The following is an 11,980-nucleotide window of genomic DNA, read 5'->3' as shown; positions in this document are numbered from 1 at the left end:
CACGACGACCATCGCCTGGCCGTTCCGGTGCGGAACAGGCCAGGCGATGGTCCGTGCTGAGGAGTGCTTGGTAGGTGCAGGTCAGAGCGGGTAGGCCGCGTACACGTTGCGCAGGTCGGCGATCGGCGCGGTCACGCGGAACACCGACGCACCGTTGGTCCACACCGCGACGCCGGTGCCATCGCCCGCATCGACGAGCGAGAAGGTGCCGACCTTCTGCCCTGCCGCCGTCACGTCACCGGTCGCCGGGAACCCGGCGGGAGCGGCGCCCGTGGCCTCCGCCGAGGCGGTCGACGATGCCGTCGCTGCAGGCGGCGCGGCCGCTGCAGGGATCGCCGCGACGAGCTGCTGCGCGTAGGCAGCGGCCGCCTCGGGCGTCTCCCACTGACCGGCGAGCACGACGACCTGCGCGGTGCCCCCGTCGGAGTACGACTCGGAGTACGCCTCGATGGCTCCCGCGCCGACCCAGGTGGGCTCCGGTGCGGACGTCGCGAGCGCGTACTGCAGCACGGTGGTCGGCAGCGCCGAGGCGAAGGCCGTGGTGGCGGCGCGCGGGACGGGTGCGACCGTCGCCGTGGGCAGGGGCAGCAGGACCGTCGACGCGGTCGGGGTCGGCAGCACCGCGGCGTCGTCCCCGCCCTGCGAGGCGATGATCGCGATGATCCCGCCGACGATGACGACGGCCGCGGCGATGCCGCCGATGATCAGCATGTTCCGCCGACGCGTGTCGTCAGGCGCCGCCGGCTCGGTCACGCCGGGGGCTGCGGGCTCAAAGGCCGGCAGCGCGTGCGCGCCGCTCGCCGGCTGGCCGGCCGCCGATGCGTCCCGCGGGGGGACGCCCCATCCCTGCGGTGCGTCCGGTCCGGTGGTGCTCATGCACAGCTCCCCTACCTGCTCGGTGGTCCGCCGGGCACGCGGTGCGGCGGCGACTCTCGTGGCAGCCTACTGGCCCGGGCCGTGCGGGCAGGGCGGCGAACACGCTCGCCGGCCGCCGCTCCGACGTCGTGTCGGCGCCCCGGGCTACGGTTCCCACCGTGACCATCCCCACCGCGACCCGTCGGGCACCTACCGGCGCAGGCCGACCCGCACGCCCCGGCTACCGGTGCACCGAGTGCGGGTGGACGGCCTCGAAGTGGGTCGGTCGCTGCGGCGAGTGCCAGGCCTGGGGCTCCGTGGTCGAGGACGGCGGGCCGGGCGGCACCGCGCCACGCACCTCGGTCACGGCCCCGACGCGCAACCCTGCCCGTCCCATCGCCGACATCGACGTCGAGGCGAGCCGCGCACGCCCGACGGGCGTCGACGAGCTCGACCGGGTGCTGGGCGGCGGACTCGTCCCCGGCGCGGTCGTGCTGCTCGCGGGTGAGCCAGGCGTGGGCAAGTCGACGCTGCTCCTCGACGTCGCGAGCCGCGTCGCGCAGGGCGCAGGGGGCCGGCCCGACGGCGCTCGCAGCAGCGGCCGCGTCCTGTACGTGACGGGCGAGGAGTCGGCGGGGCAGGTCCGGCTGCGCGCCGAGCGGATCGGCGCGCTCGACCCGAACCTGCTGCTCGCCGCCGAGACCGACCTCGGCACGGTCCTCGGTCACATCGAGCAGGTCGACCCGGTCCTGCTCGTCCTCGACTCCGTCCAGACGATCGCGTCGTCGTCGGTGGACGGCACCGCGGGGGGCGTCAGCCAGGTGCGCGAGGTCGCGGCCGCACTCATCGCGGCCGCCAAGGAGCGGGACCTGCCGGTCGTGCTCGTCGGGCACGTGACCAAGGACGGCTCGGTCGCCGGGCCCCGCACGCTCGAGCACCTCGTCGACGTGGTCTGCCAGTTCGAGGGCGACCGCCACTCGCGCCTGCGCCTGCTGCGCGCCACGAAGAACCGGTACGGCCCGACGGACGAGGTCGGCTGCTTCGACCTGTCCGAGTCCGGGATCGTCGGCCTCGCCGACCCGAGCGGCCTGTTCGTCTCGCACGAGCTCAACCACGTGCCGGGCACGTGCGTGACCGTGACCCTCGAGGGTCGCCGCCCGCTCGCGACCGAGGTCCAGGCGCTCGTCGCCCCGAGCATGCTCGCCAACCCGCGCCGCACCACGAGCGGGGTCGACGCGAGCCGGCTCGCGATGGTCCTCGCGGTGCTCCAGCGCCGGGTGGGTGCACGTCTCGCCGACCAGGACGTCTACGTCTCGACCGTCGGCGGCGCACGCGTCGTCGAGCCGTCGGCCGACCTCGCCCTCGCGCTCGCGACGGCGAGCTCCCGGGAGAACGTCGCGCTTCCCCGCGGGCTCGTCGCACTCGGCGAGGTCGGCCTCGCGGGCGAGATCCGGCCCGTGACCGGCGTCTCCCGGCGGCTCGCCGAGGCCGCGCGGCTGGGGTTCGTGCGTGCCGTCGTGCCGGCCGGCTCGGTCGAGGCGGGCAGCGCGCCCGCGGGCATCGAGCTGATCGAGGTCCGGGATCTCGCGGAGGCCGTCCTGGCCACCGGCGTGGCCGGTCACCGCTGAACGCCCGCCGCCCGGCCGCCGCCCTCGCCTCCGGCTGAGCCGTCGACCGCTCCGTCAACCACGCCGCCGACCCCGCCGCCCGATAGGTCCTGGTTCCGCCGCACCGGGCGGCCCTCCGGCCCTCTCCGGCGGCACCCGTGCGGGCGAACCGCCGGACCAGGTTCGGTCCGCTGTCAGCCCCGGACCGTAGGATCGCCTCGTGTCCTCCACCCCCACGCCCGACGAGCTCCTGCGGTCGACGCTCGCCGCAGTCGCGCCCGGACAGGCGCTGCGCGACGGCCTCGAGCGGATCCTGCGCGGTCGCACCGGCGCACTGATCGTCCTGGGCCACGACGACACGGTCGAGGCGATGAGCTCGGGCGGGTTCGTCCTCGACGTCGAGTTCTCCGCGACCCGACTGCGCGAGCTCGCGAAGATGGACGGCGCGATCATCGTCGACCGCGAGATCTCCCGGATCCTGCGGGCCGGCGTCCAGCTGCTCCCTGACCCGACCATCGAGACCTCCGAGTCCGGCACGCGTCACCGCACCGCCGAGCGCGTCGCCAAGCAGACCGGCTTCCCGGTCGTGTCCGTCTCGGCCTCGATGCGGATCGTCGCGCTCTACGTCGGCGGGCTGCGGCAGGTCGTCGAGGAGCCCGACACGATCCTGTCGCGTGCCAACCAGGCCCTCGCGACGCTCGAGCGGTACAAGTCCCGTCTCGACGAGGTCAGCGGCACGCTGTCGGCCCTCGAGATCGAGGACCTCGTGACGGTCCGTGACGTGTCCGCTGTCGTCCAGCGGCTCGAGATGGTGCGCCGCATCGCCGAGGAGATCGCGGGCTACGTCATCGAGCTCGGCAGCGACGGTCGCCTGCTCTCGCTCCAGCTCGACGAGCTGACCGGCGGCATCGCGGCCGATCGCGAGCTCGTCATCCGTGACTACCTCGACTCGGCCCGGCCGGACCGCGGCGAGCACGCCGTCCAGGACGCGCTCGCCGAGCTCGACTCGACCGAGCTGCTCGACCTGGCCCACATCGCCCGCGTCCTCGGGCTGCCCGGCGGCGGCGACACGCTCGACGCGGCTGCGGGCCCCCGCGGCTACCGGCTGCTGTCCAAGGTCCCGCGCCTCCCGGCCGCGATCGTGGACCGGCTCGTCGGCCACTTCGGCGGGCTGCAGAAGCTCCTCGCGGCCGGCATCGAGGACCTCATGGCCGTCGACGGCGTCGGCGAGCAGCGTGCCCGCGCGGTGCGCGAGGGACTGTCGCGCCTCGCGGAGTCGAGCATCCTCGAGCGCTACGTCTGACCTGAGCGCCTGGCCCCGATCGACGGACCAGATCGCCGACGCGATCGCCTGACGGAACCGCGGGGACCGTGAGCCGCCGACCCTAGATGAGTGCCCGGCGCTCGATCTGCTCGTAGCTCGCGACCGCATCCGCGCGGTGCTCCCACGCCACGGCCGCGCCCGCGGCCAACGACGCGGGGACGTCGAGCACCCGCTGGTTGCGGCTGCCGCGGAACTGCAGGGTCAGGTCGCGCTCAGCGAGCTCGAACGGTCCGTCGACCAGGACGTCCAGGTGCTCCAGCAGGGCGACCTTGTCGGGCGTCTCGGCCGCGAGCTGCTCGAACGTGTAGCCGGTCCAGCACCAGATGTCCTTCGCGGTGCCGAACACCTCCCGCACGCGCTGGACCAGCCGCAGGCACACGCCGGTGTTGAGGAACGGCTCGCCGCCCAGCAACGTCAGCCCCTGCACTGACTCGTGGGCCAGGTCCGCGAGGATCCTCTCCTCGAGCTCGTCGGTGTACGGCTGCCCGTAGCGGAAGCTCCAGGCGCGTTCGTTGAAGCAGCCCTCGCAGGCAAACAGGCAGCCGCTGACGTACAGGCTGCATCGCACGCCCTCGCCGTCCACAAACATGAACGGCTTGTAGTCGGCGACGAACCCCTGGCTGACCTTCTCGGACCGCCACTCCCCCGGGCTCGGGCTGCGCACTCCGCCCCCTCAGTCGACAGCGGGCGAGGGAGCGACGAGCTCGGTGCTGCCCTCCATGTGCTTGGCGCGCGAGGCGATCTCGGAGTGCCGGCCGTGGACCATCGGCCGCGCCTGCGGGTTGCCGAGGTAGCCGCACGTGCGCTTGACGACGTCGCACGTGCGCGGGTCGGAGTTGCCGCAGCCGGGGCACGCGAACCCGCGAGCGGTGGGCTCGAAGTCGCCGGTGAACCCGCACGCGTAGCAGTGGTCGATCGGCGTGTTGGTGCCGAGGTAGCCGACGCGGTCGTAGGAGTAGTCCCACACCGCCTCGAGGGCCTTCGGGTTCTGCTGCAGCACGGGGTACTCGCAGTAGTGGATGAACCCGCCCGACGTGAACGCCGGGTAGTCCTTCTCGAAGTCGAGCTTCTCGAACGGCGTCGGGCTCTTGCGGACGTCGTAGTGGAAGCTGTTCGTGTAGTAGTCCTTGTCGGTGATGTCGGGCACCGAGCCGAACTTCGCCTTGTCGAGCCGGCAGAAGCGGTCGGTCAGGCTCTCGCTCGGCGTCGAGTAGACGCTGAACTGGTAGCCGTGCTCGGCGGTCCACGACGCGGCGTGGGAGTGCAGCGCCTCGAGGATCTCCAGGGTGAACGCCTTGGCCTCCGGGTCGCCCTCCCAGGAGCCGCCGTAGAACGCCGCGGCGACCTCGTAGAGCCCGATGTAGCCGAGCGAGACCGTGGCGCGCCCGCCCCGGAACAGGCTGTCGACGTCGTCGTCGGGGCCCAGCTGCTTGCCGAAGGCACCGTGCACGTAGAGGATCGGCGCGTTGCCCGGGGTGGCCTGCTTGCACCGCTCGATCCGGTACACGAGCGCGTCGTGGACCGTGGCGAGCCGCTCGGCCAGGAGCGACCAGAACGCCTCCTGGCTGCCGCGGGCCTCGAGCGCGATGCGGGGCAGGTTGAGCGTGACGACGCCCAGGTTCATGCGTCCCTCGGCGACGTCGTCACCGTTCTCGTCCTGCCAGCCCTGCAGGAACGAGCGGCACCCCATCGGGACCTTGAAGCTGCCCGTGAGCTCGACGATCTTGTCGTAGTTGAGGACGTCGGGGTACATGCGCTTGGTGGCGCACTCGACGGCCAGCTGCTTGAGGTCGTAGTTCGGGTCGCCCGGCTCGAGGTTGAGGCCGCGGCGGACGGTGAAGATGAGCTTCGGGAAGATCGCGGTGCGCCGCTCGCCGCCGAGGCCGCCGATGCGGATCTCGAGGATGGCCCGCTGGATCTCGCGCTCGAGCCATCCCGACCCCAGCCCGAAGCCGAGGGTCGTGAACGGCGTCTGACCGTTGGAGGTGAACAGCGTGTTGATCTCGTACTCGAGGCTCTGCATCGCGTCGTAGATGTCCTTGCGGGTCTTCTCCTGCGCGTAGGACTGCCAGCGCGACTCGTCGGTGATCCACCGCTGCGCGTCGGCCAGGTGCTTGGCGAGGTTCTTCGCGGCGTAGGGCGCGAGCAGCTCGTCGATCCGGTTGGCCGAGCAGCCGCCGTACTGGCTCGAGGACACGTTCGCGATGATCTGGGAGATCTGTGCCGTCGCCGTGCCGATCGACCGCGGCGGGTCCACCTGAGCGTTGCCGATCCGGAAGCCCTCGGCCAGCATCGTGCCGAAGTCGATGAGGCAGCAGTTCGTCATCGGCGCATAGGGGTGGTAGTCGAGGTCGTGGTAGTGGATGTCGCCCTTCTGGTGGGCGTTCGCGACGTGCGGCGGGAGCATCCGCAGGCCGATCGCCTTGCCGACCGCGCCGGCCGTCAGGTCCCGCTGGGTGTTGAAGACCTCACTGTCCTTGTTCGCGTTCTCGTGGACGACCGAGGACTCCTTGTCGATCAGCTGGATGATCGAGTGGTTGATGTCCGTGGTCTTGCTCCGGGCGAAGTCCCGCTGGACGCGGTAGCTGATGTACGCCTCGGCGACGTCGTACTCGCGGCTCTCCAGGAGGATGTGCTCGACGACGTTCTGGATCTCGTAGATCTTGACCGCGTCGGTGAACCGCTCGGCGAGCTCGGCGTCGATGCGCGCGACCAGGTCGTTCAGTGCGCGGTCCGTCAGCGGCGTCAGCTTGCCGTGCACCTCGACGAACGCCTTCGCGAGGGCGGCCCTGATCCGGGAGTGGTCGAAGTCCAGCGTCCGGCCGTCACGCTTGAGGACGGTCATCCTGCGCGGCGCGGTCGCCTGCTCGTCGTCGGACTCCACGTGGTCAAGCTCGACAACGGTCACAGCGACTCCCGATCCTCACGGCCTGCTCACACAAGATGTGGTGTGAATGACAACCGTGTAACACTAGATCTGGTGTCAGCGGGTACCTGGGTCTTTGGTCCTGCATGGGTCGCGACACGCACCCGCGCGGGTCACTCGAGCACAAACACCGCAGGCTGCGAGGTCACCCCGGCGAGCGTCAGCGTCGCCGAGTACGTCCCCTTGAGGGCCGCCGGCTGGTCGCCCGGGCAGCCTGCCGCCGATCGCGTGCGCTGCCACTGCACCGTGGTCGCGTCGGGGGCGCCGGGTGCGAGCAGCAGCTCCCGGGTCAGCGCGTCGCCGGACGCGCAGTCGCGGCTCGACCAGATGCGGTCGGTCCCGGACATGATGACGATCTCGCGCTGGGCATCGCCCGCGTCGACGACGCAGCCGTCCGCTCCGTTGTTGACGAGCGTGACGGTGAACGTCGGCAGCGCCGAGGCGGCGTACGACGCGCCGTCGGCCGCGAGGGTCAGCCCGAGCGCCTCGGCCGCGCACGGCTGCGGGCCGACAGCAGCCGCAGACGTCGTCGTCGTCGGGCCGGGCGCCGCGTCCGTCGCACCGGAGAACAGGTCACCGACCTTGCCGACGACGAACGGCACGGCCCACGCCGCGATGAGGACCACCGCGATGATGGCCGCCAGGACCACGAGACGCCGCACCCAGTACACGCGCGCGGGCAACGAGCCCTCAGGTCGAAGAACCCCCACCGTCTTCCTCCGATCCGCTGCACCCCCGCCCTTCGCAACCTACACACCCGGTGTGCTGTGCGCGGGTACCCACGGGCCGACCGACCGGGAGAAGATGCCAGCGTGACCCGCGCCCCCCTCGTCCGCGACGCCGTGCTGGCGTGGTTCGACGTCAACGCGCGCGACCTGCCCTGGCGAGCACCCGACCGCACCCCGTGGGGAGTGCTCGTCAGCGAGGTCATGCTGCAGCAGACCCCCGTGGCCCGGGTCGAGCCGGCGTGGCGCGCGTGGATGGACCGGTGGCCGGAGCCGGGCGACCTCGCGTGCGCCGGCACGGACGACGTCCTGCGTGCCTGGGACCGGCTCGGCTACCCGCGCCGCGCGCTGCGCCTGCAGGACTGCGCGCGGGTGGTCGTCGAGCGGCACGACGGCGTCGTCCCCGCGACCGAGGCGGAGCTGCTGGCCCTGCCGGGGGTCGGCGGGTACACCGCCGCGGCCGTCCTGGCGTTCGCGCACGGGCGCCGTTCGGTCGTGCTCGACACGAACGTGCGACGCGTCCTGGCCCGCGTGGCGGCCGGGGTCGCCCTGCCCGCGCCGAGCCAGACGGTCGCCGAGGTGCGCCTCGCGGAGTCGTTCGTGCCCGACGACGACGCCCTCGCCGCGCGTTGGGCCGCCGCGTCGATGGAGCTCGGCGCGCTCGTCTGCACGGCCCGGGCACCTCGCTGCGGCGACTGCCCGGTCGCGGACCTGTGCGCGTGGCGCTCGGCCGACCATCCCCCCGACGCGCACGCCGCCCGACGCCGCACCCAGCCTTGGGCGGGCACCGACCGCCAGGTGCGCGGCCGCGTCATGGCGCTCCTGCGCGAGGCGCTCGGCCCAGTGCCGGACTCGGCGGTCGACGCGGTCTGGCCGGACGTCCGCCAGCTCGAGCGCTGCGTCGACGGCCTGGTCACCGACGGCCTGCTCGCGCGGATCCTCGGCCCCGGCCCGGACGACCCGGTGACCTACCGCCTGCCGGCCTGACCCGAGCCGGTCATTCGAGCTCGAGCAGCATCCGGGTGTTGCCGAGCGTGTTGGGCTTCACGCGGGCCAGGTCCAGGAACTCCGCGACACCGTCGTCGTGCGAGCGCAGCAGCTCGGCGTAGACCTCGAGCGACACCGGGGTGCCCTCGATGGGCTCGAACCCGTGCGCCCGGAAGAAGTCGACCTCGAAGGTCAGGCAGAACACCCGCGTCAGGCCGAGCTCGCGCGCGCGGGCGACCAGGGCCTCGAGCAGCGCGTGCCCGACCCCGTGCCGCCGCTGCGTCCGGTCGACCGCCAGCGTGCGGATCTCGGCGAGGTCCTGCCACATGACGTGCAGCGCGCCGCAGCCGATGACGTCGGGCGCGTCGTCGGCGCCCACGTCCGCCACGAGGAACTCCTGGACCGCCTCGTAGTACCCGACCCACTCCTTCGCGAGCAGGATCCGCTCCTCGGCGTACGGCTGCACGAGCTCGCGGATGACGCGGACGTCCGCGGGGAGGGCCGGCCGGACGCGGAGAGTTGCGGTGCTCACGCCCCCAACCTACCGAGCGACCTCACGGACGCCGTTGCGTGGTCGCTGCGCGCGGACGAGGTTGAGGAGTCCCGTCGCGGTCAGCTCGTCGACGACGAGGTCGGTGACGGTCCCGGCGCGCAGCGCGGCGAGCAGCGGGACGATCTTGCCGTCGCCCGCGGCGACGCACACGCGGCGGGGGATGCGCTGGAGGTCGGCGGGGGACGGCCCGGTAGCGCGCGCGTTGAGCGGCACGTCCGCCCAGGACCCGTCGGCCCGCAGGAACACGGTGCACACGTCGCCGACGACGCCTTCGGCGTGGAGCACCGCGAGGTCCTGGGCGTCGAGGTAGCCCGCCGAGTAGACGTGGCTGGGGAGGGTCCCGGCCACGGCACCGACCGAGAAGACGGCCAGGTCGGCGCGCGCCTGCACCTCGAGGACACGGCGCACGGACCGTTCGCGCCACATGGCCTGCTTGGTGTCGGTGTAGTCGAAGAACGCCGGCACCGAGAAGTGGTGCACGGTCGCGCTGAACGCGGTGCCGAAGCTCGAGATGAGGTCGCTCGCGTACTCGAAGCCGCCGTTGTGGAGGTTCGCGGCGCCGTTGAGCTGCACGACGACGCTGCCCCGGGTCGGCTTCGGGGTGAGGTGGCGCGAGACGGCGGCGAGGGTCGTGCCCCAGGCGACGCCGAGCACCATGTCGGACTCGAACCACGAGCCCAGCAGCCGGGCGGCGGCGCGCGCGACCTGGTCGAGCCGCTCGTTGTCGCCCGACGAGTCGGGGACGGGGACGACGTACGCGTCGATCCCGAACGCCGCCTTGATGGATCGGCCGAGCCCCGGTGCACGCGTGCTCGCGGGACGCAGGGTGATCTCGACGAGGCCGGTGTCACGTGCGCGCTTGATCAGCCGGGACACCGTCGACCGCGACGTGCCGAGGTGCCGCGCGATCACCTCCATCTTGAGGTCCTGGAGGTAGTACATCGAGGCGGCGCGCAGCACGTCCTGCTCGCGGTCACTCGGCGCCTCAAGGTCCGCACGTTCGTGCACAGGGGTTGCGCGTTCGTTCGCCACCCCCTGACGATAGCCATAAGACCCGGGTTTAGACACTGCCCGGACCGAGGAAATGACGTGGGGGTCGGGCTTACATGAGGACAGCAGCGCTGACGGCCGGACTGCGTGAGGACGCATTCGCGGCCATGCGGGCGAGCACCGAGGCAGGCCGGGAGCTCGACGTCCTCGTAATCGGCGGGGGCGTCACCGGTGCAGGCGTCGCGCTCGACGCCGTGACCCGCGGCCTGTCGACCGCCGTCGTGGAGGCCCAGGACTGGGCAGGTGGCACGTCGAGCCGGTCGAGCAAGCTCGTGCACGGCGGCCTGCGCTACCTGCAGATGCTCGACTTCCACCTCGTCCGCGAGGCGCTCACCGAGCGTGACCTCCTGCTCTCACGCATCGCGCCGCACGTCGTCAAGCCCGTCAGCTTCCTGTACCCGCTCGAGCACCGCGTCTGGGAACGGGCCTACGTCGGGGCAGGCGTCGCGCTCTACGACACGCTCGCGAGCTTCTCGGGCCACAAGCGCCCGATGCCGCTCCACCGCCACCTCACCCGCAAGGGCATGGAGCGTCGCTTCCCTGACCTGCGGCACGACGCCGCGATCGGCGCGATCCAGTACTGGGACGCGAGCGTCGACGACGCCCGGCTCGTCGCCACCCTGATCCGCACCGCGGTCTCGTACGGCGCGTACGCCGCGTCCCGCACTCAGGTCGTCGCGCTGCAGACCACGTCGGGCGGCGCCGTCACGGGCGCCGAGCTGGTCGACCTCGAGACCGGCGAGCACCTCGAGGTGCGCGCCCGCCAGGTCATCAACGCGACGGGCGTGTGGACCGAGCGGACCGAGTCGCTGGCAGGCTCCGAGGGCGGGCTGCGGGTGCTCGCGAGCAAGGGCGTGCACATCGTCGTGCCCCGCGCGCGGATCGAGGGCGCGACCGGGCTGATCCTGCAGACCGAGAAGTCGGTCCTGTTCATCATCCCGTGGTCGCGCTACTGGGTCATCGGCACCACCGACACCCCGTGGACGCTCGAGCTGCAGCACCCGGTCGCGACGTCGGCCGACATCGAGTACATCCTCGAGCACGCCAACGCCGTGCTGTCCCGACCGCTGACGCGCGAGGACATCATCGGGTCGTGGGCCGGTCTTCGCCCGCTGCTCCAGCCGGGCACGAAGGCGGGCACGTCGTCGGCCAAGGTCTCGCGCGAGCACACCGTCGCGAGCCCCGCCCCGGGCCTCACCGTCATCGCCGGCGGGAAGCTCACGACCTACCGCATCATGGCCAAGGACGCCGTCGACTTCGCGCTCGGCTCGCGCGCGACGATCCTGCCCTCCATCACCGACCACATCCAGCTCGTGGGTGCCGAAGGGCTCCAGGTCCTGCAGCGCCAGAGCCGCTCGATCGGCCAGCGGTACGGCTGGGACCGGGGGCGCATCGACCACCTGCTGCACCGCTACGGCGGGCTGCTCGGCGAGCTGCTCGAGATCATCGACGCGAACCCGTCGCTCGGCGAGGCGCTCGAGCACGCTCCCGCCTACATCGGGGCGGAGATGGTGTACGCCGCGAGCCACGAGGGGGTGCTGCACCTCGACGACGTCCTCATGCATCGCACTCGGCTCAACTACGAGCAGGTGGACAAGGGGGTCGGCGCCCTCGACGAGATCGCCGACCTCGTCGCACCCGTCCTCGGCTGGGACGCAGCGCGCCGTCAGACCGAGATCGACGCGTACCGGGAACGGGCCGAGGCCGAGGACGCCGCGGCGCTCGAGCCCGACGACGCGAGCGCGGAGACCGTCCGGCTGCGCGCCGCCGACCTCGCCCCTCTCGTGGACCAGTCGCTGCCACCCCGGCACTGACGACCACGAGACCCACGACAGTCCGGGCGGATGGCCCCGCCGGCCGGACAGGTGTACCCCAGGGGTAGGCAGTTCGTCAGCGTTTGTCAGTGTTTCTCACAGTCAGCACGAGCCCCGCCGTCCCCGGGCGGCGGGACCC

10 protein-coding genes are annotated in these 11,980 nt (G+C 72.4%); 4 read left to right on the top strand and 6 right to left on the bottom strand.

Annotated elements, in window-relative coordinates; translation table 11 throughout:
* Positions 1 to 81: 81 nt before the first annotated feature.
* A complete protein-coding gene (locus DDP54_RS09730; protein ID WP_109131561.1) occupies positions 82 to 876 on the bottom strand; it encodes a hypothetical protein in 795 nt (264 codons plus the stop codon).
* Positions 877 to 1,040: 164 nt separating this feature from the next.
* Here DDP54_RS09730 and radA point away from each other — a divergent pair, with 164 nt between their 5' ends.
* On the top strand, positions 1,041 to 2,483 hold the full coding sequence (gene radA / locus DDP54_RS09725; RefSeq protein WP_109132497.1) for a DNA repair protein RadA: 1,443 nt from the start codon (positions 1,041 to 1,043) through the stop codon (positions 2,481 to 2,483).
* Positions 2,484 to 2,682: 199 nt separating this feature from the next.
* On the top strand, positions 2,683 to 3,765 hold the full coding sequence (disA, locus tag DDP54_RS09720; RefSeq protein WP_109131560.1) for a DNA integrity scanning diadenylate cyclase DisA: 1,083 nt from the start codon (positions 2,683 to 2,685) through the stop codon (positions 3,763 to 3,765).
* An 82-nt stretch (positions 3,766 to 3,847) separates the two neighbouring features.
* On the opposite strand, the gene nrdG is transcribed toward disA, so the two are convergent.
* The 3 genes from nrdG to DDP54_RS09705 all read right to left on the bottom strand — a co-directional run bounded on the left by nrdG (position 3,848) and on the right by DDP54_RS09705 (position 7,422).
* Positions 3,848 to 4,450 carry an anaerobic ribonucleoside-triphosphate reductase activating protein gene (nrdG, locus tag DDP54_RS09715; protein ID WP_109131559.1) on the bottom strand — a complete coding sequence of 201 codons (603 nt, stop codon included), beginning with the start codon at positions 4,448 to 4,450 and terminating at the stop codon, positions 3,848 to 3,850.
* A gap of 9 nt (positions 4,451 to 4,459) precedes the next feature.
* Positions 4,460 to 6,694: an anaerobic ribonucleoside-triphosphate reductase gene (nrdD, locus tag DDP54_RS09710; RefSeq protein ID WP_242448326.1), complete on the bottom strand. Its 2,235-nt coding sequence runs from the start codon at positions 6,692 to 6,694 to the stop codon at positions 4,460 to 4,462.
* A 131-nt stretch (positions 6,695 to 6,825) separates the two neighbouring features.
* Positions 6,826 to 7,422, bottom strand: coding sequence for a hypothetical protein (locus DDP54_RS09705; protein WP_109131558.1), 597 nt, complete (start codon positions 7,420 to 7,422; stop codon positions 6,826 to 6,828).
* Between the two features lie 102 nt (positions 7,423 to 7,524).
* On the opposite strand from DDP54_RS09705, the gene DDP54_RS09700 reads away from it, so the two are divergent.
* Complete coding sequence (locus DDP54_RS09700) at positions 7,525 to 8,424, top strand: A/G-specific adenine glycosylase (protein ID WP_197711364.1); 900 nt, start codon at positions 7,525 to 7,527, stop codon at positions 8,422 to 8,424.
* A 10-nt stretch (positions 8,425 to 8,434) separates the two neighbouring features.
* Here DDP54_RS09700 and DDP54_RS09695 read toward each other — a convergent pair whose 3' ends face one another.
* Positions 8,435 to 8,956 carry an amino-acid N-acetyltransferase gene (locus DDP54_RS09695; protein WP_109131557.1) on the bottom strand — a complete coding sequence of 174 codons (522 nt, stop codon included), beginning with the start codon at positions 8,954 to 8,956 and terminating at the stop codon, positions 8,435 to 8,437.
* A gap of 9 nt (positions 8,957 to 8,965) precedes the next feature.
* On the bottom strand, positions 8,966 to 10,009 hold the full coding sequence (locus DDP54_RS09690) for a sugar-binding transcriptional regulator (RefSeq protein WP_277949590.1): 1,044 nt from the start codon (positions 10,007 to 10,009) through the stop codon (positions 8,966 to 8,968).
* A 74-nt stretch (positions 10,010 to 10,083) separates the two neighbouring features.
* Here DDP54_RS09690 and DDP54_RS09685 point away from each other — a divergent pair, with 74 nt between their 5' ends.
* Positions 10,084 to 11,841 (top strand): glycerol-3-phosphate dehydrogenase/oxidase, encoded by a 1,758-nt coding sequence (locus DDP54_RS09685; protein WP_109131555.1) that lies wholly within the window; start codon positions 10,084 to 10,086, stop codon positions 11,839 to 11,841.
* The last annotated feature ends 139 nt before the right edge of the window (positions 11,842 to 11,980 follow it).

It is taken from the genome of Cellulomonas sp. WB94, assembly GCF_003115775.1.
Lineage (GTDB): Bacteria > Actinomycetota > Actinomycetes > Actinomycetales > Cellulomonadaceae > Cellulomonas_A.
The sequence above is the reverse complement of the archived record's forward strand: the minus strand, read 5'-3'. Positions and strand labels throughout refer to the sequence as shown.